Origin of the sequence: Microbacterium sp. NPDC077663 (assembly GCF_044542795.1) — a bacterium.
GTDB lineage: Bacteria > Actinomycetota > Actinomycetes > Actinomycetales > Microbacteriaceae > Microbacterium.
Genome location: NZ_JBITVE010000002.1, coordinates 744,547 through 764,603, shown reverse-complemented (window position 1 = coordinate 764,603; position 20,057 = coordinate 744,547). Strand labels below are relative to the sequence as shown.

Here is a 20,057-nt window from a genome sequence, read left to right as displayed (position 1 = left end):
CAGGGGCGGCCGGCATCCGGTCAGGAACGGGTCAGAAGGCCTCGACCTCGGCGACCCAGGTGTCCCAGGCGGCCGACTCGGACTCCGAGCCGTCGAAGACGCGGTTGACCGCGTTCTGCAGAGCGTCGTGGTACGTGAAGTAGTTCGCGCTCTTGAAGGGCTGCACAGTCACGGCCTCGGCGCGGTCGGCACCGATCTCACCGGTCTTGGCGCCGCCGTAGTAGTCGTTGACGTAGGCCGTCAGGTCGGCGTTCTCGTACGCGTCGACCTGGCTGGGGAACGCACCGACGTTGAGGAACGCCTCGACCTGCTGCTCGGGGGCCGACAGCCAGTCGGCGAGCTTCTGCGCCTCTGCGACGTTCTTGCCGTTGGCCGGGATGGTCAGGTACGAGCCACCCCAGTTTCCGCCGCCGTTCGGGAAGGTGTTCGCGATCCGCCAGTTCGCCTGGTCGGGCGCGTAGCCGGCGATGATGCCCTGCATCCAGCCGGGGCACAGGACCGTCGCGAAGTCGTCGCCCTGGAAGGACGCGATCCAGTCGTCGCCCCACTGCGCGGAGTACGCCGAGTTCGGAACGGCGCGCTCGACGACGCTCTTGTAGGCGTCGGCGATCTCGGGGTTCGAGGTCGCGATGACCGTTCCGTCGGGCTCGTCGTAGGTGTACTCGATCTGGTTCACGATGCCCTGCAGGACCGAGTTGGCCGAGTCGATCATCGCTTTACCGGATGCCTCGCGGTACTGGTCGGCCACGTCGAAGTACGTGTTCCAGTCGCCGTCGAAGAGGGCCTCGACCTCGGCGGGCTCGGACGGGAGACCCGCCGCCTCGAACAGGTCGGCGCGGTAGCAGATCGCCTGCGGCCCGATGTCGGTGCCGTAGCCGATGAGGTTGCCGTCGGCATCCGTCGCAGCGGCTTCCTTCCAGTCGAGCCAGCGGCCCTTGAGGTCGTCCGGAACGGGAGCCAGCAGGTCCGAGTACTGCATCGCCTCGGACAGCCAGTCGACCTCGACGGCCTCGATGTCGGCGAGTCCACCCTTGCCGAGCTTCTGGAAGAAGTTCTTGCGGGCGTCGCCGGACTCCGCCGCCTTGTTGTGGACGATCGTGACGTTCGGGTTCTCGTCCTCGTACTTCCGGAGGAACTCGTCGGTGTAGCCGAAGTTGTTGAAGGTGGCGATGGTCAGCGTGACCTTCTCGTCACCGTTCGCGGCGGGCTCGCCGCCGCCGGCGCAACCGGCCAGGGCGAGGGCGGACGTCGATGCGACGGCGGCGAGGACGCCGACGCGACGCAGGGCGCGTGAGTTCACAGGACACTCCTTTGTGGTGTGGAGAGCGCGAGGTGCAGGTGGTGGGAGCGCTCTCAGCGGTTGGCGATGACGATATGGGATCGCTCCCACGAGTGTCAAGGGAGCGCTCCCACGACGGTGATCACGGTTTGGTCACGCCCGCATGATGACGGGGATCACGGGCGGTGCGGCGCGGGCTCTAGACTGGTCGCGCACCCCTGCCCGCGACATCCCGGAGCTTTCTGATGCCCACCATCGTCGTCGACGTCATGCCCAAGGCCGAGCTCCTGGACCCGCAGGGGAAGGCCGTCGCCGGTGCGCTGCACCGACTCGGCCACGCCGGATTCGGCGACGTGCGCATCGGCAAGCGTTTCGAGCTCACCGTCGAGACCGCCGACGAGGAGACCCTCGCCGCGGCACGGACCATCGCCGAGGAGATCCTCTCGAACTCCGTGATCGAGGACGTCGTCGGCATCGAGGTCGTCGAGTGACGGTCCGCATCGGGGTCATCACCTTCCCCGGCTCGCTCGACGACGGCGACGCCCGCCGCGCCGTCCGGCTCGCCGGTGCCGAGCCCGTCGCGCTCTGGCACGGTTCCCACGACCTCGAGGGAGTCGACGCGCTCGTCCTCCCGGGCGGCTTCAGTTATGGCGACTACCTGCGCGCCGGCGCGATCGCCGCACTCGCGCCGATCATGTCCGAGGTGAAGGATGCCGCCGCCAAGGGCATGCCCGTCCTCGGCATCTGCAACGGCTTCCAGATGCTCGTCGAGGCGCACCTGCTGCCCGGCGGCCTGATCCGCAACGCGCACCAGCAGTTCATCCGCCGCGACCAGCGCCTCGTGGTCGAGAACGCCGACACCGCGTGGACGAGCGAGTTCCGCCGCGGCCAGGAGATCGTCATCCCGCTCAAGAACGCCGACGGCGGGTACATCGCCTCCGACGAGACGCTCAAGCGGGTCGAGGGCGAGGGCCTCGTCGCCTTCCGCTACGCGGGCGTCAACCCCAACGGTTCGATGGACGACATCGCCGGCCTCACGAACGAGCACGGCAACGTCGTGGGCCTCATGCCGCACCCCGAGCATGCGATCGAGCCCGGCTTCGGCCCCGACACCGCCGCCGCCATGCGGTCGGGGGTCGACGGTCTGCGTTTCTTCACCGCCGCGGTCTCGGCGGTCGTGCACACCGCCGCCTGAGTCCGGTCACACCGTCCCGGCGGGCGGCCACACGCCGATGATCACGGCCATGACGACTGCGACGGTCAGTTCGTAGCCGATCGTGATCACGGTGAGCGAGGACGGGCGCCCCTCGAAACCGTCGTGCGTGATCACCCGCGCGGCCGTGAACCCCGCCCACAGCAGCACCGCCGTCACGATCGCCGCCCACAGGTACGACCCCGCGTAGAAGTGCCAGGCGATCGTCGTCGCGCCCGCCAGCACCCACGCCGTCGCGAACGTGACGAGCGTCGAGACGCCGATCGCGATGGCCGCGGACCCCTTCGGCCGGTCCGTCACGACGCGCGCGAGGCGCGCCCATCTCGGCCCGAAGGTCTTCGGGCCGTACCAGATCGCGCCGACCGCGGTCCCCGCGAGGGTGGCGAGGATGACGCTCCAATAGTTGATCTCGGGAACCACGGGGACCTCCTGACACCGATGGGCTGTGAGGGCGACAGTAGCGCCACGCGGGCGAAACGATGCGGAAATACGCGAGGTCTAGCGTCGGATCCGCACCCTCGCATGTCACCCGCAGCATGATCAAGGAGTCCCCTTGCGCCGTTTCGCCCCCCTCGTCGCCCTTGCCGCCGCGGCCACCCTCGTCCTCGCCGGCTGCGCCTCCGGCGGCGCACCGGCATCCTCCGGCGGATCGGAGGACCACGGCGAGATCAGCGTCCAGTACTCCTGGATCAAGAACGAGGAGTTCGCCGGCGAGTTCTACGCCTACGAGAAGGGGTACTACGACGATGCCGGCTTCTCCGACGTCGTCGGCATCTCCGGCCCCGACACCGGTGTCGCCAAGCTGCTCTCGGGCACCGTGCAGGTCGCGCTGAGCGATGCGGCATCCGTCGGTGCGGCCGTCGCCGAGCAGGACGCACCCCTGAAGATCATCGGCGCCACATTCCAGAAGAACCCGTTCACGATCCTCTCGCTCGCCGACGGCGCGAACATCCAGACGCCGCAGGACCTGGTCGGCAAGAAGATCGGTGTGCAGGACTCGAATGCCTCGGTCTTCGCGGCGCTGCTCAATGCGAACGGCATCGACCCGGCCGATGTCGAGGTCGTCCCGGTCGACTTCAACCCCACCCCCGTCATGAACGGCGAGGTCGACGGCTTCATGGCGTACCTGACGAACGAGGCCCTCACGGTCGAGCTCGCCGGCTACGACGTCACGAACCTCGCCTACGCCGAGAACGGCGTTCCCTACGTGGCCGAGACCTTCACGGTCACCGACCAGTACCTCGCCGAGAACGAGGAGCTGCTGAAGGACTTCCTCACCGCCGAGATCAAGGGCTGGACCCACGTCTTCCAGGAGCCGGTCGAGGACACCGTGTCGCTCGTCGAGAAGTATTACAACCAGGCGGCCGAGGAGTCCGAGGACGGCCTCGAGTCCGTGTTCGGCGCCCTCGACCCCGAGAAGACGGCCAAGGGGATCGAGGCGCAGAACCTCCTCGTCTCGACCGACGAGACCGAGGCGAACGGCCTGTTCACGATCTCCGACGAACTCCAGCAGCAGACGGTGGACTCCCTCGCCGCCGCCGGCTGGGACGTCAGCGTCGAAGACCTCTTCGACACGACGATCATCGACGAGATCTACGCCGAGAACCCCGAACTCAAGGACTACCTGCCCTGACATGACCAGCACCAACGTCGCGGATGCCGGAGCCCTCGCGGGCACCGGCATCCGCATCGACGGTCTCGCGAAGACCTTCCACACCGGTCGGGGCCGCACCGTCGAGGCCCTCTCCGACACGCACCTGCACACCGATCAGGGGTCGTTCCTGTCACTGCTCGGACCCTCGGGATGCGGCAAGTCCACGATCCTGCGCATCCTCGCCGACCTCGAACAGCCCACGCGCGGCGACGTCCGCGTCGACGGCAAGTCCCCCGCACAGCTGCGGCGCGACCACGAGCTCGGCATCGCGTTCCAGGACCACGCCCTGCTGCCCTGGCGGAGCGTGCTCGCGAACATCCGCCTGCCGTTCGAGGTCGCCGGGCGCACCCCCGACCGCGACTACATCGACGAGCTGATCGGACTCGTGGGGCTCCGCGGATTCGAGAAGGCCAAGCCGGCACAGCTGTCGGGCGGGATGCGCCAGCGGGTGTCGATCGCCCGGGCCCTGAGCCTCAAGCCCTCGGTGCTGCTTCTCGACGAGCCGTTCGGTGCCCTCGACGACATGACCCGGCAGAACCTCAACCTCGAGCTGCTCCGGATCTGGACCGAGAAGCCGGCGACGACCCTCATGGTGACCCACGGCATCTCCGAGGCCATCTTCCTCTCCGACCGCGTCGCCGTGATGTCGCCCCGACCCGGTCGGATCAAGGAGGTCATCGAGGTCGACCTGCCGCGCCCTCGTCTGCCCGAGATGCAGCGGACTCCGGAGTTCCACGCGCTCGTGGATCGGGCTTCCGATCTGCTCTTCACGGGCGACGGCCGCGCGGCCGCCGAGTCATGACGAGCACCCCCGCACCCCGGCGGCCGCGACGCGCACCGCGGGGCACCGCCGCCGTCGTGGGGGTCGCCGCCCTGCTCGGTGCGTGGTGGCTGTTCTCCGCGACCGCCTTCGTGCCGGCGCCGGGGACCACCTTCACCCCGGTGCCCGACCCGTGGACGGTGTTCACGACGATCGCCTCCGACGGCCTCGCGGCGTATTGGCCGGTCTTCCAGGTGACGATCTCCGAAGCCCTCATCGGGTTCGCGTGGGGGAACGCGATCGCCCTGCTCCTCGCCTCGGTCGTCCTGCTCATCCCGAGGGCCGAGACCGTCGTGACCCAGATCGCGGTGGTCAGCTACTGCCTGCCCGTCGTCGCCGTCGGCGGTATCGCCGTCGTCGTCCTGCCGGCCGCGAAGCGCGCGGGCGACCTCAGCGCGACCGCGATCTTCCTCGCCGCCCTCGCCGTCTTCTTCACGACCGTCGTGGGAGCGCTCGTCGGATTCAAGGCCGCCGACCGCGCCGCACTCGACGTCGTCCGCGTCTACGGCGGCTCCCGTTTCACGCAGTTGCGCAAGGTGCGCCTGATCGCGGCGGCGCCGGCGATCCTCAACGCCCTGCAGATCGCGGTGCCGACGGCGTTCCTCGGCGCGATCCTCGGCGAGTACATGGGGGGGATCGATCGGGGCGTCGGGATCACCCTCATCAAGCTGCAGGGCGACCTCGACTCGCCCCGCGTGTGGGCGGTGTTCCTGCTGACCGCGCTCGTCGCCCTCCTCGGCTACGTACTCCTCGGCCTGCTCTCGCGGATCGTGACCCCCTGGGTCGCCGGAGCCCGCTCGTGAAGGGCGCCGGCCGCGCGCTGGGGCGCTCCACCGCGAACGCCGCACTGACGCTCGTCATCGTCGTCGCCGCGTGGTGGGCGGTGGTCACCTTCACCGGGATCTCGCCGTACATCGCCAAGGGTCCCGTTGACGTGTGGGAGTTCCTGTTCGCAGACGAGGATGCTGCGGCCCACCGCGACGCCCTGGTCCCTCTCGTGCGGCAGACCCTCGGCGACGCCGCGCTCGGCTTCGTGACCGGCATGGCAGCCGCACTCGTCCTCGCGATCGTCTTCTCCCTCTCGCGCGCCGTCGAGGCCGGTGTGATGCCGCTCGCCCTGCTGCTGCGCAGCATCCCGCTCGTCGCCATCGCCCCGGTCATCATCCTCATCACCGGACGCGGCACCGCGGCATCCGTCGCCGTCATCGGGAGCATCGTCGTGCTGTTCCCCGCGCTCGCCTCGATCCTGTTCGGCCTGTCGCGCGCGTCGCCGCAGAGCCTCGACCTCGTGCGTGTCTACGGCGGCGGGCGGTGGACGCAGTTGCGCAAGGTCGACGTGCCGGGTGCGCTGCCGTCGCTGTTCGCCGCGGCGCGGGTGTCGGTCCCGGGCGCGGTGACCGGTGCGCTGCTGGCCGAGTGGCTGTCGACGGGAACGGGCGTCGGCGGGGCGATCCAGAAGCTCTCGGCGCAAGCACGGTTCGACGATCTGTGGGCATCGGTCGCGATCATCACGCTCGTGACGCTCGTGCTCTACAACCTCGTGCAGATCGTCGAGAACGTCGTCCTCGCCCGGATGGGTATGGCGACGACCGTCGAGTGACCCGACGGTAGCCTCGGAGCATGGCTTCGATCAGCGTCAGCGTGCCCACCGACCGCCTCGCCGAGGACCTCGCCGACATCGACGGCGCGGACGTGTTCGTCTGGAAGATGGATGCCGCCTCGCCCCGCCCGCGCATCGACATCGTGGTCCCGCCGTACATGGCCTCGGGCAGTCCCCTCCCCTGGCTCGAGGGAGTCGAGGTCGGACTCGTCCAGGGTCAGTCGATCGGTTACGAGGGCATCGAGGGACGTCTTCCCGCCGGCGTGCTGTTCGCCAACGCGACGACCGTGCACGAGGCGTCGACGGCCGAGCTCGCCGTCGCGTTGACACTGACTGCGCAGCGGGGCATCGACCGGTTCGTCCGTGCACAGGATGCGCGGCAGTGGCGCCCGTTCCAGGCGACCGGGCTCGCCGACCGCCGCGTCATGGTGCTGGGATACGGCGGCGTCGGCAAGGCCGTCGCCGCGCGTCTCGCGCCCTTCGAGGTCGACCTCGTCGCGGTCGCCTCGACCGCCCGCGACGAAGACGGCGTGCACGTCCACGCGGTCGACGAGCTGCCCGAGCTGCTGCCCGGCGTCGACATCGTGGTCGTCACACTTCCCGGGGGCGAGGCGACGCGGCACATCGTCGACGACGCGTTCCTGTCAACCCTTCCCGAGGGGGCTCTCATCGTGAACGTCGGTCGCGGGTCCCTCGTCGACACGGACGCCCTCGTCGCACACGTGCGCAGCCGCGGCATCCGTGCGGCCCTGGACGTCACCGATCCCGAACCGCTCCCCGAGGATCACCCGCTGTGGACGCTCGAGGGCGTCGTCATCGCCCCGCACGTCGGCGGCGCGACCGACGCGATGCACCCGCGGGTCGTGCGCCTGCTCCGCCGACAGATCGGGCACCTACTGGCGGGTGAGGAGCCGGAGAACGTCGTCATCCGGACGTGAGCACCCCGCTCAGACGGTGAAGACGCTGTGCACGTCGCCGCAGACGGCGCGGCCGTCGAGTGCGGTCAGCTCCATGAGCACCGAGGTGCCGGCGAGCGTGTAGCCGAGCTGCTCGAGGAGCTGCTGGCCGGCGCGCAGCGTGCCGCCGGTCGCGAGCACGTCGTCGACGAGGAGGACGCGCGCACCGGCGACGAGGTCGTCGGTCATCTCGATCGTCGCGCTGCCGTACTCGAGGTCGTAGCTGACCGATCCGGCGGGGCGCGGCAGCTTGCCGGCTTTGCGGATCGGCGCGAGTCCCGTTCCCGACGCGACCGCGATCGCACCGGCGAGCAGGAAGCCGCGCGCCTCGACGCCGGCGACCACGTCGAACGAGCCGAGGAACGGCTCGGCCATGGCCATTGCGGTCGTGCGGAGGGCCGCGGCATCCGCCAGCAGCGGCGAGATGTCGCGGAAGAGGATGCCGGGCTCGGGGAAGTCGGGGATCGTCGCGATGAGCGATTCGGCTCGGGCGAGTGCGTCGGGATTCACTGGGTCGAGGGTACTCGCCTCGCGCTGGATGCCGCCTGTTGCGGGGTGCGCAAGCGCTTGCGCTAGGCTGACGCGCATGACTTCGACCCCCGTCTCGACCGTCACCTCGACGCTGGCCCCGATCGGCGAGAGCCGCCCCGGCGCCGAGTGGTGGCGCACCGCCGTGATCTACCAGATCTACCCCCGCTCGTTCGCGGACGCCTCGGGCGACGGCATCGGCGACCTGCCCGGCATCACGGCGCACCTCGACGATCTCGCCTCGCTCGGCGTCGACGCCGTCTGGCTCAGCCCCTTCTTCACGTCGCCGCAGAAGGACGCCGGCTACGACGTCGCCGACTACCGCGACGTCGACCCGCTCTTCGGCACCCTCGGAGACTTCGACGACATGCTCGAGGCGGCCCACGCCCGCGGCATCCGGGTCATCATCGACCTCGTCCCGAACCACTCCTCCGACAACCACGTCTGGTTCCAGCAGGCCCTGGCGGCCGAACCCGGAAGCCCCGAGCGTGCGCGGTACATGTTCCGCGACGGCACGGGCGAGGACGGCGAGCTGCCCCCCAACAACTGGGAGTCCGTGTTCGGCGGCCCGGCCTGGACCCGCGTGGCGGACGGCCAGTGGTACCTGCACCTCTTCGACTCCTCGCAGCCCGACTTCGACTGGAACAACCCCGAGGTGCGCGCCGAGTTCGAGGCGACGCTCCGCTTCTGGCTCGACCGCGGTGTCGACGGCTTCCGCGTCGATGTGGCGCACGGCCTCATCAAGGCCGACGGCCTGCCCGACTACACCCCGCCCGCCGAGGCGGACTCGATGGGCGGCGCCGAGCCCGTCCCCTACTGGGGCCAGGACGGCGTGCACGAGGTGTGGCGCGAATGGCACCGCGTGCTCGACGAGTACGAGGGCGATCGCGCCCTGTGCGCCGAGGCGTGGCTGCCGACGGTCGACGAGACCGCCAAGTGGGTGCGCTCCGATGAGATGCACCAGGCGTTCAACTTCCCCTACGCGATGAGCGAGTGGGATGCCGCGCAGCTGCGCGTCGTCATCAGCGAGTCCCTGCGGGCCTTCCCCGCCGTCGGCGCCCCGGCGACCTGGGTCCTGTCGAACCACGACGTGATCCGCCACGCGACCCGGCTCGCGATGCCCGGTCACCCGCAGGGCCACGGTGTCGGACCGAAGACCCCCGGCAAGCCCGACGCCGCCGCGGGTCTGCGCCGCGCCCGCGCCGCGACCGCTCTGATGCTCGCCCTGCCGGGCTCGTCGTACCTGTACCAGGGCGAGGAGCTGGGCCTCCCCGAGGCGATGGAGCTGCCCGACGACGTCCGCCAGGATCCGACCTGGTTCCGCACCGACGGCGAGCGCTACGGACGTGACGGATGCCGCGTGCCGCTGCCCTGGACCGCCGATCAGGGCGCGTTCGGCTTCAGCCCGACGGGCGAGAGCTGGCTGCCGCAGCCGGCCGAGTGGAGCGCCCTCGCCCGCGACGTGCAGGAGGACCAGCCCGAGTCGACGCTGTGGCTCTACCGCACGCTGCTCGCCACCCGTCGCGCGCACGAGCTCGGCTCGGGCGACCTCGAGTGGCTGGACGGGTTCGGCGACGACGTCATCGCGTTCCGCAACGGCGACGTGACCGTCGTCGCGAACGTCGGCTCGACGCCGGTCGCCCTGCCCAAGGGCACGCTGCTCGTCGAGAGCGACGCGTTCCTCGGTCGGGAACTGCCCGCCGACACCACGGTGTGGATCGCCGCGGACTGACGTGACCGGCATCGACGACGTCGCCCGCGCCGCAGGCGTGTCGGCGGCGACCGTCTCTCGCGCACTCAGCGGGCGCGGGCGCATCTCGGATGCGACCCGCGCCCGCGTGCGCGCCGCCGCGGCCGACCTCGGCTATGTGGTCTCGGCGGCGGCATCCGCTCTCGCGACGGGGCACGCGGCGAACATCGGTGTCGTGGTGCCGCTGCTCGACCGCTGGTTCTTCGCGAACGTGCTCGACGGGATCGCGAGCCGGCTCACCCCGCGCGGGTACGACATGACGCTCTACAGCATGAGCGCCGACCGCGCCCAACGCGACGGTGTGCTCGACGTCTCGCTGCGCCGCGGGCGCGTGGACGGGCTCATCGTCCTCTCTCTCACCCTCGCCGACGACGAGGTCGACCGTCTGCTGGCGCTGGACCTCCCCGTCGTGGGGCTCGGGGCCCCGAGCCCCCGGTTGCCGGCGCTGCGGGTCGACGACGTCGCCGTCGCGCGCCTGGCCACCGAGCACCTGCTCGCCCTCGGACACCGTCGCATCGCCCACATCGGCGCCGGGTACCCCGGGGACCCGGGCCTCGACATCCCGTCGCTGCGCCGGCACGGGTTCGCGACGACGATGGCGGATGCCGGCATCCCCGCTGCCCCGTTCGTGGCCGCCGACTTCACGATCGACGGCGGCTACCGGGCGGCCGACGCGCTGCTGCGGGGCGCGGAGCCCCCGACGGCGATCTTCGCGGCGTCCGACGAACTCGCCTTCGGCGCCCTCTTCGCGGCGCGGGATCACGGACTCGACGTCCCCGGCGACCTCTCGGTGGTCGGCGTCGACGGCCACGAGATGGACGACTTCTTCGGGCTGACCACGATCGCGCAGTTCCCGCACGAGCAGGGCGAGCGAGCCGCGGACGCCGTCCTGGCCGCCGTCGACGGTCGCGCCGAGCTCGGGGAGCTGTCGTTCCGCCTGGTCGAACGCACCTCGACGAGCGCTCCGCATGGAGGACTCGCGGAGGTACCGAGGGCTCCCGCGCCGTAGGCTCGTGGGCATGCCTCTCGATCTCGAAGCGATCTACACCGATCTGCACCGGCATCCGGAACTGTCGTTCCAGGAGACCCGGACAGCCGGCGTCATCACGCGCGAGCTCGCGGCGCTCGGCCTCGAGTACGAGGAGGGCGTCGGCCGCACGGGTGTGGTCACCGTCGTCCGCAGCGGTGACGGTCCGGTCGTCTGGCTCCGTGCCGACATGGACGGCCTGCCCGTCGCCGAGCAGACCGGCCTCCCCTACGCCAGCACCGCCCGTGGCGTCGACCCGGCCGGGCAGGACGTTCCGGTCATGCACGCCTGCGGCCACGACATGCACGTCACCGCGCTGCTGGGCGCCCTCGAGAAGCTGCAGGCGACGCGGGGCGAGTGGTCCGGCACCGTCGTCGCCGTCTTCCAGCCCGCCGAGGAGTACGGCGCGGGCGCGCAGGCGATGATCGCCGACGGCGTGTTCGACCGGTACCCGAAGCCCGACGTCGTCCTCGGCCAGCACCTGACCCCGCTCCCGGCCGGAACGATCGGTGTGCGTCCGGGAACGCAGATGGCGGCATCCGACGGCATCACCGTCACGCTGCACGGCCGCGGCGGCCACGGCTCGCGCCCGCACGCGACGATCGACCCCGTCGTGATGGCGGCGGCCACCGTGATGCGCCTGCAGACGATCGTCTCCCGAGAGGTCGACCCGCGCGAGATGGCCGTCGTCACCGTCGGTGCGATCCACGCGGGGCTGAAGAACAACATCATCCCCGCCGAGGCGACCCTCGAGCTGAGCCTGCGCTACCCGAACGACGAGGCGCGCGCCGACATCCTCGCCCGTGTCGAGCGGGTCGTCCGGGCCGAGGCCGCGGCATCCGGTGCGGAGCAGGAACCGACGATCGCGACGCTGCACTCCCTGCCGCCGACCATCAACGACGCGGATGCGACGGCCCGGCTGACCGCCGCGCTCGACCGCGCGTTCGGCGAGGGCACGGTCGTCGACCCCGGCATGTTCACCGGCAGCGAGGACGTCTCGTGGTTCGCCCGCGAATCCGGTGCCCCGCTCGTCTACTGGTTCTGGGGCGGCGTCGACCCGCAGCAGTACGCGGATGCCGCCGCTGCCGGCACGATCTCGCGCGACATCCCTACGAACCACTCTCCGTACTTCGCCCCCGTTCTGCATCCGACCATCGAGCGCGGTGTCGACGCCCTCGCCGTCGCCGCGCGGGAGTTCCTCGCATGAGCAACGACGACTGGCTGCCCTTCGCCCCCCTCGACCCGCAGGAGCACCGCGAGCCGGAGCGCCCCGAGAACCCGAACCGCGTCCCGATGATCCTGGGCGCCGTCGCCGGCGTGCTGCTGGTCGCCGTGATCGTCGTCGTGAGCGCGTACCTGCTGCGCGCGACCGAGCCCACGACGGCCGCACCGCCGGCCCCGAGCTCCGCCGCCCCGCAGCCGACGTCGACGACCCCGCAGGAGCAGCCGCAGCCCTCCGAGACTCCCGCCGAAGAGCCCCCGGCGGCGGCGTCGATCATCGCCGTGAACGGCTCGGGCTTCACGATCACGTCGGCGGACGGCGAGTTCACGCACCAGTGGGCGGATGACGCGGCTCCCGCGATCGCGGCACTCACCGAAGCGTTCGGCACCGCTCCCGAAGAGGACTTCGTCAACGGCGACGCCGAGAACTGGGCGTACGACATCCACGTGTGGCCCGGCTTCCGCCTCTACGACGTCTTCCTCGGCGATGGCGGACGCTCGCGCAGCGAGGTGCCGGCACCGACGTGGGTGACGGTCAGCGCGGGCCTGCCGGCCGACGTCCAGGTCACCAACGAGTTCGGTGTCGCCGTCGGTGACACGATCGACCAGGCTCGCAGCAAGGGCCCGTTCGACGAGTTCGCGCTCACGAACGGTCGTCTGCGCCTGACCTACGGCGAGGGCCGCGGCACGTTCTACAACAACGGCGAGCGGGTCTTCAGCGCCTTCGTCGAGTCCGACGAATCCGCGCAGAAGGTCGCGACGATCACGTACACGTTCCGCGCCCGCGGTCAGTGATCCTCGGCGCCCGTCACGTCGATCTGTGACACGGGGGCCCGCGCGTCGGTCAGGTGACGCCCGGTCACAAGCCCCGGAAGGCCGCGGCCGGAGCGTGTTGTGAAGACCAGCACGACCGACACGAGCGCGAACAGCCCGGCGATCGCGCCGCCATCGCCGACGATCAGACCGAGCAGCAGGTACCCGCCGATACCGCCGACGAAGCGCAGCAGCCGCGCCACCCACTCCGCCTGACGCCCGCCCTCGTAGCGCAGCTCGACCGCCAGGTCGCCCACCGTGCGACCGGTGGCGAGGACCACGGTCGACCAGATCAGGATCGGAGTCCATCCCGCGGCGATGTCCGCGATCACGGCGTCGGTTACGAGGTCTTCACGACGCAGCGCGAACTGCAGGAAGAGCTGGATGACGGTGCCCGCTGCGCCCCCGACGATCGTGGCGCCGAGGAGGTCGCACAGGGCGGCGAGCACACGGCGCCTCCGCGTCACAGGGCGTGGGGCACCGGCATCAGCTGCCCTGGTCAGCCCGCGCACGCGTGTCGGGACGAGCAGGCCGGCGACGGAGCCGATCAGGGCGCCCAGGGTGTTGGTGGTCAGGTCGCCGACGTCGAAGAGGCGGTAACCACAGGGGTAGAGGCCCCAGACGCCGGTGAGCTGCGTCAGCTCGATCAGGAGCGACAGACCGAGGCCCGCCAGCAGGGCGACGATCACCCCCCGCAGCGTCACGACCCGGAGAAGGAAGCCGAGGGGCACGAACAGCAGCACGTTGAAGACGACCTGCAGCAGCCGGACGTCGGTGAGGGCCGCACCGTCGGCGAACGCACCGACGACATCGTCGACGGTGGGCCCGAGCGAGAGCACGGCGCCCGCGCAGCGATAGTCGTCGGAGGCGGGAAGGGGCAGCAGCGTGTAGGTCCACAGCGCCATGAAGTAGACGAGGGATGCCGCCCAGAAGCCCAGTCGGCCGAGGGTCAATCGCCCCCGTCGCCGGTAGCTGATCGCGACGATCGGGACGAAGAGCAGTAGTCCGACCACGGCTCCGAAGAGCACGGCCACCGCAGCGGGGAAGATCTGGCCGGTCATCCCTGGAGTCTAGGGACGACGCCGCATTCGCCTCACGTTGCACCGCGTTCGCGGTAGGCGTAATGTCGCCCGCCGTGACCAGTGACAGCCGCGATCCGAACGCGGCCCCCTCCCCCGCCGTGAAGCGCATGCTGATCGGCGAACCCCTCGACACCGAAAAGCTCGAGGGGCAGCTCCTGCCCAAGAAGCGGGCGCTGCCGATCTTCGCCTCGGACGCGCTCTCATCGGTCGCCTACGCACCTCAGGAACTGCTGATGATCCTGCTGCTCGGCGGCACCGCGTTCATGGCCTTCGCGCCGCCGGTCGCGGCCGCTGTCGTCGTGCTCCTCATCGTCGTGGTGCTCAGCTACCGGCAGCTGATCAAGGCCTACCCGTCGGGCGGCGGCGACTACGAGGTGGCGCGCACGAACCTGGGCGAGAAGGCCGGTGTCGTCGTGGCATCCGCTCTGCTCGTCGACTACGTGCTGACGGTCGCCGTGTCGGTCTCGTCGGGCGTGGACAACATCATCTCGGCGCTGCCGATGCTCGACCCGTGGCGGGTGGAGCTCGCGGTGGGCTTCGTCATCCTGCTGGTCATCGTCAACCTGCGCGGCGTGCGCGAGGCGTCGCAGGCCTTCGCGATCCCGACGTACGTCTTCATCGGGTCGGTCGCCCTCATGATCGTGACCGGCCTGTTCCGGTGGGCGGTGGGCGATGCCCCCGTCGCCTCGAGCGCCGACTTCACCGTCGAGGCCGAGAGCCTGTCGCAGGTCGCGTTCATCCTGCTCCTGCTGCGCGCCTTCTCGAGCGGATGCTCCGCCCTCACCGGCGTCGAAGCGGTCAGCAACGGCGTGCCCGCCTTCCGCACGCCGAAGGTCAAGAACGCGCAGACGACCCTCGTACTCATGGGCGGCATCGCGATCGTGCTGTTCGCCGGACTCACGGCCCTCGCCCTCATCGCGGGTGTGCACTACGCCGAGAACCCCTGCAAGCTCATCGGCTTCGACTGCGAATCCGCACCCCAGCCGAGCCTCATGGCCCAGGTCGCCGCTGCGACGTTCGGCGGCGATTCCATCCTCTTCTTCGTGATCCAGGCGGCGACCGCGTGCGTGCTGCTGCTGGCCGCCAACACCGCCTTCAACGGGTTCCCGCTGCTCGGTTCGGTGCTCGCCCGTGACAGCTACGCACCGAAGGCGCTCAACTCGCGCGGCGACCGCCTCGTCTTCTCGAACGGGATGCTGATCCTCGGCGGCGCGGCGATCGCGATCCTCGTCGTCTTCCAGGCGAACCTGACGACCCTCATCCAGCTCTACATCATCGGTGTGTTCGTGTCGTTCTCGCTCGGGCAGATCGGCATGGTGCGTCACTGGCGCCGCGAGCTGCGGCTGCTGAAGGGTCGTCCCGCGTCGGCCCGGCGTGAGGCGACGGCGGGGCTCGTCATCAACAGCGTGGGAGCCGCGTTCACCGTGGCGGTCCTCGTGGTCGTCACCGTCACGAAGTTCACCCACGGCGCGTGGCTCGTCTTCCTGGCGATGCCCGTGCTCGCGTTCCTCATGATCGGCGTCAACCGGTACTACCGCGACGTCGAGCACGAGATCGAGATGGACGACTCCGTGAGATACGGCTCCTCGGGCGACCTCGCCATCATCCTCGTCGGCAAGCTGCAGAAGCCCGTCGCGAAGGCAATCGACTACGCCTTGGCCGCCAAGCACGACAAGACCCTCGCGGTCCACGTCGCCGTCACGACCGACGACATCGCCGAGCTCAAGGCCGACTGGGAGTACCACCGGATGCCGGTGCCCCTCGTCGTGGTGGACTCGCCCTACCGCCACTACGCGTCGCCGCTGACCGGCTTCATCGAGAAGTACCGCGAGAAGCACGGACCGTCGGTCGTGACCGTCTACCTGCCGCAGTACATCGTGGGCCACTGGTGGGAGACTCCGCTGCACAACCGCCGCGCACGCCGCATCGCGCAGCAGCTGATGATGGTGCACGGCGTCACCGTGACCCTCGTGCCGTGGCTGCTCGACTCGTCCGAGATCGTCTACGGACGCCGCTCGCGGCCACTCCCCGGTGACGACCGTGGCGGCCGTGTCGACCAGCGTCATTACGGTTTGGTGGAGCATTCCGAAAACTGATGGATGAATGTGCGCGGACTGCCATGATGAGGCGCATGGCCGAGTCTCGACGTCCACGCAACCTCATCCCGCTGCTGACCCTCGCGGGCGTGCTCGCGATCGCCGTCGTCGTCGCGATCGTCTTGCTGCTGAATCGGATGCCTGCATCGGTCGCAGCTCCGGGAGCAGGCTCGCCGGCGCCGGAGGCCTCCGGTCCGTCCGAGGCGGCGCCGACACCCACCGAGACCGGGGCAGAGACAGCGGACCCGATGGCGAGCGAGGCCGTCGTGGGTGCGGAAGGCTTCACGATCGTCGCGGACGACGGGTCCGAGCTGTACACGTACGGGTGGCGCGACGACGCGGATGCCGCCGTGACGGCGCTCACGGACGCGTTCGGCGCGGAGCCGTCGCAGTCGATCTACGAGGGCGACGGCACGCACTTCCCCGACTACACCTCGTACATGTGGGACGGGTTCACGTACTTCGACATGATCCCGACCGAGGGCGGCAAGTCGCGGGACGAGTACTTCATCCCCGCCTTCGTCACGATCACGGGCGCCGACGTGGGCGACGTCGCGATCACGCCGGAGTTCGACCTCGCGATCGGTCTCACCGCCGATGAGGTGCGCGCCCTCGGACCCGACCGCGAGGTGGAGATGCCCGAGGGTGAACCGCGCTTCTTCTTCGCGATCGACCGCGCAGACGCGCCGGAAGACGATGCGGAGCTCGACGGGTACTCGCCGTGGGTCAACATCGACCCCGCGGATGAAACGGTCGTATCCATCACGTACCGTCCGTACTCCGAGCTCTGACGCCCGGCGCGACCGGCCTCGGGACCCGCCACCGGCGTAGCCTAGAGGGGTGACTTCTCCTGCCCTGTCCGAGTCGGCCACGCTCGATGCTGCCCGGCTGCGCGCGGACTTCCCGATCCTCCAGCAGGAGGTGAACGGGCACCCGCTCGTCTACCTCGACTCCGGGGCGACGAGCCAGAAGCCGCGCCAGGTCCTGCAGGCCGAGTACGACTTCCTCACCCGCAGCAACGCCGCCGTGCATCGCGGCGCGCACACGCTCGCCGCCGAGGCGACCGATCTGTTCGAGGATGCCCGGGCCACCGTCGCGCGCTTCGTCGGCGCCCGCGCCGAGCAGCTCGTCTGGACGAGCGGCGCGACGATGGGGCTGAATCTGGTGGCGTATGCGATCGGCAACGCGACGCTCGGGCGGGGGGCACCGGCATCCGCTCGGTTCGCGCTGCAGCCCGGCGACGAGATCGTCGCGACCGAGGCCGAGCACCACGCGAACCTCATCCCGTGGCAGGAACTCGCGGCGCGCACCGGCGCGGTGCTGCGGCACATCCCCGTGCATGACGACGGCCGGCTCGACCTGGATGCCGCGGCCCAGATCATCGGCGAGCGCACCCGGATCGTCGCCTTCTCGCACGTGTCCAACGTGCTGGGGATCGTGAACCCGGTCGCCGAGATCGTCGCGTTGGCGCAGGCGGTCGGCGCGCTCACCGTGCTCGACGCCTGCCAGTCCGCCCCGCACATGCGCCTCGACCTGCCGTCGATGGGCGTCGACCTGGCGGTCTTCAGCGGTCACAAGATGCTCGGCCCCTACGGCGTCGGCGGCCTGTACGGCCGGAGCGACGTGCTCGAGGCGCTGCCGCCGTTCCTCACCGGCGGATCGATGATCACGACCGTCACGCTGGAGGAGGCGGGGTACCTGCCGCCGCCGCAGCGGTTCGAGGCGGGCACCCAGCCGATCGGTCCGGCGATCGGCCTGGCCGCCGCGGTGTCGTACCTCGAGGATGCCGGGATGCCCGCCGTGCACGCGCATGAAGCTCGCCTGGCGTCGCGCATGCGCGAGGGGCTCGTCGACATCCCCGGCATCCGCCTGCTGGGCGACGCCGAGAGCTCGGAGCGTGTCGGGTTGTGGAGCTTCACGGTCGACGGCGTGCACGCGCACGACGCCGGTCAGTACCTCGATGCGCAGGGCATCGCCGTGCGGGTCGGACATCACTGTGCGGCGCCCCTGCACCGGCGGTTCGGCGTGACGGCATCCGTCCGCGCCTCCGCCGCGCTCTACAACACCGACGAGGATGTCGATGCCCTCGTGGATGCCGTAGGAGGCATCCGTTCCTACTTCGGAGTGGACGCATGAACGGTCTCGACTCGCTGTATCAGGAGCTCATCCTCGACCACTCGAAGCATCCGCACGGGCGCGGCCTGTCGCCGGAGGAGGGACGGACCGCGAGCTCGCACCAGCACAACCCGATGTGCGGTGACGACATCACGCTGCGCGTGCGCGTCGACGACGCCGGCGAGCGGATCGTCGACCTCTCGTGGGAGGGGTCGGGCTGCTCGATCTCTCAGGCGTCCGCGTCGATGCTCGCCGCTCTCGTCGAGGAGGACGGCGGCAACGACGGACTGCCGCGCGAGGATGCCGTGAAGCTGATCGACGGGTTCCGCGAGGCGCTCCGCTCGCGCGGCGCGATCCCTCTCGACGAGGAGACGTTCGCCGACGCGGCGGCGCTGTCGGGAGTGTCGAAGTTCTCGGCCCGTGTGAAGTGCGCGATGCTCGCGTGGGTCGCGCTCGAGGACGCCCTCGCCCGGGCCTGAACCGCCGTTGCGCAGCCTCGACGTCAGGCCGCCTGCAGCACCTCGCGCTCGAGGCGGGCGTAGGAGCTCTCCATGCCGTCGGCCATGCCGGTGGCGAGGATCATGTCGCGTGTGTCCTTGTCGGGGTACTCGATGAGCAGCGTCAGCAGGGTGGCGCCGTCCTCCTCGTAGAACTGCAGGTCGTTCGTGGTCGACGGTCCGTCCATGCCGATCATCTTCTCGGTGCTCACCGAGCGTCGGGGCTCGTCGACCAGGAGGGTCTCGCCCTCGAAACCGAAGCGACTCTCGGGGTTGCCGCCCTCTTCCCATACGTAGCGGTAGTGGTCGCCGACGACGCACTCGACCATCGACCAGCCGTCGGGACCCAGCATCCACTTCTTCATGAGCTCCGGCTCGTGGTGCGCGCGCCACACGAGCTCGCGGGGTCCGTCGACGAGGCGGGTGATGCGCACGTGGGTGTCGTCGAGCAGCTCGACGTTCGTGCCCTTGCTCTGGAACCACTCGCGCAGCCCGTGCAGCACCGTGTCGAGCTGGTCCATCGCCATGCGGGATCCCTCGACGGCGCCCATCGCGACGACCTGTTCCAGCGCCTCGGCCGAGGTGAAGTGAGTGACGTTGGACAGGCGCGACCCACCGGCGGTCTCGGTGAACGCGAAGACCATGCGCATCGACGGGAACTCCGCCATCGGTTCGCCATTCTCATCGGCGAAGGCGTCGAGGACCTCGAAGCTGCGCCCCTCGTCGATGGCGAGGAACTCCCACGTTCCGCGGGACTTCTCGCCCTGCGGGCTGGTCATCGCGTAGTGCGCGTGGCCGCCGACGGTGAAGTCGAAGGCGGTGAAGGTGGCCGGCCAGCCGGGAGGGCCCCAGAAGCGCTCGAGCTGACGCGGCTGGGTGAACGCTCGCCAGAGCCGGTCGACGGGGGCGTCGACGTCGGCGGTGAGCGTCATCGTGAGGTTCTCGGTGTCGGTGGTGATGTCGGTGACGGGCATGTCCTTCTCCTTCGGTGGACGATCGGTCAGTTCTGGGGTTCGGGTTCGGGTTCGGGTTCGGCGAGCAGCGCATCGAGGCGGTCGATGCGGGCACGCCACAGGTCTTCGTACTGCGCGAGGAGCGCGCGAGCCCGGGCGATCATCTCGGGGTCCGCTCGGACGAGTCGCTCGCGGCCGTCGGCACGCTTGACGACGAGCTCGGCCGCCTCGAGCACCGCGATGTGCTTCTGCACCGCCGCGAACGACATGTCGTAGTCGGCCGCCAGCGCGGAGATGGACTGCTCGTGCTGGAGGGTGCGACGCAGGATGTCGCGGCGCGTCGCTGTGGCGAGCGCGTGGAAGACGCGGTCGATCTGGTCATCGCTGAGCTCCATTTGTGCAACCATTTGGTTGTACGTTAGGGCAGCGGACCCGCGGCGTCAAGAGCGATTC

Annotated in this window: 21 protein-coding genes; 15 read left to right on the top strand and 6 right to left on the bottom strand. The window is 70.1% G+C overall.

Features of this window, described 5'->3' with window-relative positions:
• Positions 1 to 31 precede the first annotated feature (31 nt).
• Positions 32 to 1,300 (bottom strand): ABC transporter substrate-binding protein, encoded by a 1,269-nt coding sequence (locus ACIGEP_RS11265; protein ID WP_396661704.1) that lies wholly within the window; start codon positions 1,298 to 1,300, stop codon positions 32 to 34.
• A gap of 224 nt (positions 1,301 to 1,524) precedes the next feature.
• Here ACIGEP_RS11265 and purS point away from each other — a divergent pair, with 224 nt between their 5' ends.
• A complete protein-coding gene (gene purS, locus ACIGEP_RS11260; protein WP_396661703.1) occupies positions 1,525 to 1,770 on the top strand; it encodes a phosphoribosylformylglycinamidine synthase subunit PurS in 246 nt (81 codons plus the stop codon).
• Positions 1,767 to 2,474, top strand: a complete 708-nt coding sequence (purQ, locus tag ACIGEP_RS11255; protein WP_396661702.1) for a phosphoribosylformylglycinamidine synthase subunit PurQ — start codon at positions 1,767 to 1,769, stop codon at positions 2,472 to 2,474. Before purS ends, purQ begins: the two co-directional genes overlap by 4 nt.
• Before the next feature lie 6 nt (positions 2,475 to 2,480).
• Here the strand turns inward: purQ and ACIGEP_RS11250 are convergent, their stop codons facing one another.
• Positions 2,481 to 2,912 carry a DUF1761 domain-containing protein gene (locus tag ACIGEP_RS11250; protein ID WP_396661701.1) on the bottom strand — a complete coding sequence of 144 codons (432 nt, stop codon included), beginning with the start codon at positions 2,910 to 2,912 and terminating at the stop codon, positions 2,481 to 2,483.
• Between the two features lie 133 nt (positions 2,913 to 3,045).
• On the opposite strand from ACIGEP_RS11250, the gene ACIGEP_RS11245 reads away from it, so the two are divergent.
• From ACIGEP_RS11245 to ACIGEP_RS11225, 5 genes are read left to right on the top strand one after another with little or no spacing between them, the layout of a single operon-like run.
• The gene (locus ACIGEP_RS11245) at positions 3,046 to 4,125 is read left to right on the top strand and encodes an ABC transporter substrate-binding protein (RefSeq protein WP_396661700.1); all 1,080 of its coding nucleotides are present in this window, start codon (positions 3,046 to 3,048) and stop codon (positions 4,123 to 4,125) included.
• A 1-nt stretch (position 4,126) separates the two neighbouring features.
• A complete protein-coding gene (locus ACIGEP_RS11240) occupies positions 4,127 to 4,948 on the top strand; it encodes an ABC transporter ATP-binding protein (protein ID WP_396661699.1) in 822 nt (273 codons plus the stop codon).
• Positions 4,945 to 5,769, top strand: a complete 825-nt coding sequence (locus ACIGEP_RS11235) for an ABC transporter permease (protein ID WP_396661698.1) — start codon at positions 4,945 to 4,947, stop codon at positions 5,767 to 5,769. Before ACIGEP_RS11240 ends, ACIGEP_RS11235 begins: the two co-directional genes overlap by 4 nt.
• Entirely contained in the window at positions 5,766 to 6,566 is an 801-nt protein-coding gene (locus tag ACIGEP_RS11230) for an ABC transporter permease (protein ID WP_396661697.1), read from the top strand. Before ACIGEP_RS11235 ends, ACIGEP_RS11230 begins: the two co-directional genes overlap by 4 nt.
• Before the next feature lie 20 nt (positions 6,567 to 6,586).
• Entirely contained in the window at positions 6,587 to 7,504 is a 918-nt protein-coding gene (locus ACIGEP_RS11225) for a 2-hydroxyacid dehydrogenase (protein ID WP_396661696.1), read from the top strand.
• Positions 7,505 to 7,513: 9 nt separating this feature from the next.
• Here ACIGEP_RS11225 and ACIGEP_RS11220 read toward each other — a convergent pair whose 3' ends face one another.
• A complete protein-coding gene (locus tag ACIGEP_RS11220) occupies positions 7,514 to 8,032 on the bottom strand; it encodes an adenine phosphoribosyltransferase (RefSeq protein WP_396661695.1) in 519 nt (172 codons plus the stop codon).
• A 76-nt stretch (positions 8,033 to 8,108) separates the two neighbouring features.
• Between ACIGEP_RS11220 and ACIGEP_RS11215 the strand changes: the two genes are divergently transcribed.
• Genes ACIGEP_RS11215 through ACIGEP_RS11200 form a run of 4 tightly spaced genes read left to right on the top strand, consistent with a single transcriptional unit; the run spans position 8,109 to position 12,843 of the window.
• Complete coding sequence (locus tag ACIGEP_RS11215) at positions 8,109 to 9,782, top strand: alpha-amylase family glycosyl hydrolase (protein ID WP_396661694.1); 1,674 nt, start codon at positions 8,109 to 8,111, stop codon at positions 9,780 to 9,782.
• A gap of 1 nt (position 9,783) precedes the next feature.
• Complete coding sequence (locus ACIGEP_RS11210; RefSeq protein ID WP_396661693.1) at positions 9,784 to 10,809, top strand: LacI family DNA-binding transcriptional regulator; 1,026 nt, start codon at positions 9,784 to 9,786, stop codon at positions 10,807 to 10,809.
• A 10-nt stretch (positions 10,810 to 10,819) separates the two neighbouring features.
• Positions 10,820 to 12,034 carry an amidohydrolase gene (locus ACIGEP_RS11205; protein WP_396661692.1) on the top strand — a complete coding sequence of 405 codons (1,215 nt, stop codon included), beginning with the start codon at positions 10,820 to 10,822 and terminating at the stop codon, positions 12,032 to 12,034.
• Positions 12,031 to 12,843 (top strand): hypothetical protein, encoded by an 813-nt coding sequence (locus ACIGEP_RS11200; RefSeq protein WP_396661691.1) that lies wholly within the window; start codon positions 12,031 to 12,033, stop codon positions 12,841 to 12,843. Before ACIGEP_RS11205 ends, ACIGEP_RS11200 begins: the two co-directional genes overlap by 4 nt.
• Here ACIGEP_RS11200 and ACIGEP_RS11195 read toward each other — a convergent pair.
• A complete protein-coding gene (locus tag ACIGEP_RS11195) occupies positions 12,837 to 13,922 on the bottom strand; it encodes a VanZ family protein (RefSeq protein WP_396661690.1) in 1,086 nt (361 codons plus the stop codon). The genes ACIGEP_RS11200 and ACIGEP_RS11195 overlap by 7 nt on opposite strands.
• A gap of 62 nt (positions 13,923 to 13,984) precedes the next feature.
• On the opposite strand from ACIGEP_RS11195, the gene ACIGEP_RS11190 reads away from it, so the two are divergent.
• The 4 genes from ACIGEP_RS11190 to sufU are packed head-to-tail and all read left to right on the top strand — an operon-like array spanning position 13,985 to position 18,633.
• Positions 13,985 to 16,039: an APC family permease gene (locus tag ACIGEP_RS11190; RefSeq protein WP_396661689.1), complete on the top strand. Its 2,055-nt coding sequence runs from the start codon at positions 13,985 to 13,987 to the stop codon at positions 16,037 to 16,039.
• 35 nt (positions 16,040 to 16,074) lie between these two features.
• Positions 16,075 to 16,830, top strand: a complete 756-nt coding sequence (locus tag ACIGEP_RS11185) for a hypothetical protein (protein ID WP_396661688.1) — start codon at positions 16,075 to 16,077, stop codon at positions 16,828 to 16,830.
• Between the two features lie 49 nt (positions 16,831 to 16,879).
• Complete coding sequence (locus ACIGEP_RS11180) at positions 16,880 to 18,175, top strand: SufS family cysteine desulfurase (protein ID WP_396661687.1); 1,296 nt, start codon at positions 16,880 to 16,882, stop codon at positions 18,173 to 18,175.
• Complete coding sequence (gene sufU, locus ACIGEP_RS11175; protein ID WP_396661686.1) at positions 18,172 to 18,633, top strand: Fe-S cluster assembly sulfur transfer protein SufU; 462 nt, start codon at positions 18,172 to 18,174, stop codon at positions 18,631 to 18,633. Before ACIGEP_RS11180 ends, sufU begins: the two co-directional genes overlap by 4 nt.
• A 23-nt stretch (positions 18,634 to 18,656) precedes the next feature.
• Here the strand turns inward: sufU and ACIGEP_RS11170 are convergent, their stop codons facing one another.
• Positions 18,657 to 19,625: an SRPBCC domain-containing protein gene (locus ACIGEP_RS11170; protein WP_396661685.1), complete on the bottom strand. Its 969-nt coding sequence runs from the start codon at positions 19,623 to 19,625 to the stop codon at positions 18,657 to 18,659.
• 26 nt (positions 19,626 to 19,651) lie between these two features.
• A complete protein-coding gene (locus ACIGEP_RS11165; protein WP_396661684.1) occupies positions 19,652 to 20,011 on the bottom strand; it encodes an ArsR/SmtB family transcription factor in 360 nt (119 codons plus the stop codon).
• Positions 20,012 to 20,057: the final 46 nt, after the last annotated feature.

Excerpts from the sequence above, each read along its gene's own strand:
- ACIGEP_RS11215 (WP_396661694.1), top strand. The coding sequence starts at position 8,109 with ATGACTTCGACCCCCGTCTCGACCGTCACCTCGACGCTGGCCCCGATC.
- ACIGEP_RS11185 (WP_396661688.1), top strand. The coding sequence starts at position 16,075 with ATGGCCGAGTCTCGACGTCCACGCAACCTCATCCCGCTGCTGACCCTC.
- sufU (WP_396661686.1), top strand. The coding sequence starts at position 18,172 with ATGAACGGTCTCGACTCGCTGTATCAGGAGCTCATCCTCGACCACTCG.
- ACIGEP_RS11165 (WP_396661684.1), bottom strand. The coding sequence starts at position 20,011 with ATGGTTGCACAAATGGAGCTCAGCGATGACCAGATCGACCGCGTCTTC.
- ACIGEP_RS11195 (WP_396661690.1), bottom strand. The coding sequence starts at position 13,922 with ATGACCGGCCAGATCTTCCCCGCTGCGGTGGCCGTGCTCTTCGGAGCC.
- ACIGEP_RS11235 (WP_396661698.1), top strand. The coding sequence starts at position 4,945 with ATGACGAGCACCCCCGCACCCCGGCGGCCGCGACGCGCACCGCGGGGC.
- purS (WP_396661703.1), top strand. The coding sequence starts at position 1,525 with ATGCCCACCATCGTCGTCGACGTCATGCCCAAGGCCGAGCTCCTGGAC.
- ACIGEP_RS11225 (WP_396661696.1), top strand. The coding sequence starts at position 6,587 with ATGGCTTCGATCAGCGTCAGCGTGCCCACCGACCGCCTCGCCGAGGAC.
- ACIGEP_RS11205 (WP_396661692.1), top strand. The coding sequence starts at position 10,820 with ATGCCTCTCGATCTCGAAGCGATCTACACCGATCTGCACCGGCATCCG.
- ACIGEP_RS11200 (WP_396661691.1), top strand. The coding sequence starts at position 12,031 with ATGAGCAACGACGACTGGCTGCCCTTCGCCCCCCTCGACCCGCAGGAG.
- ACIGEP_RS11170 (WP_396661685.1), bottom strand. The coding sequence starts at position 19,625 with ATGCCCGTCACCGACATCACCACCGACACCGAGAACCTCACGATGACG.
- ACIGEP_RS11190 (WP_396661689.1), top strand. The coding sequence starts at position 13,985 with ATGTCGCCCGCCGTGACCAGTGACAGCCGCGATCCGAACGCGGCCCCC.
- ACIGEP_RS11240 (WP_396661699.1), top strand. The coding sequence starts at position 4,127 with ATGACCAGCACCAACGTCGCGGATGCCGGAGCCCTCGCGGGCACCGGC.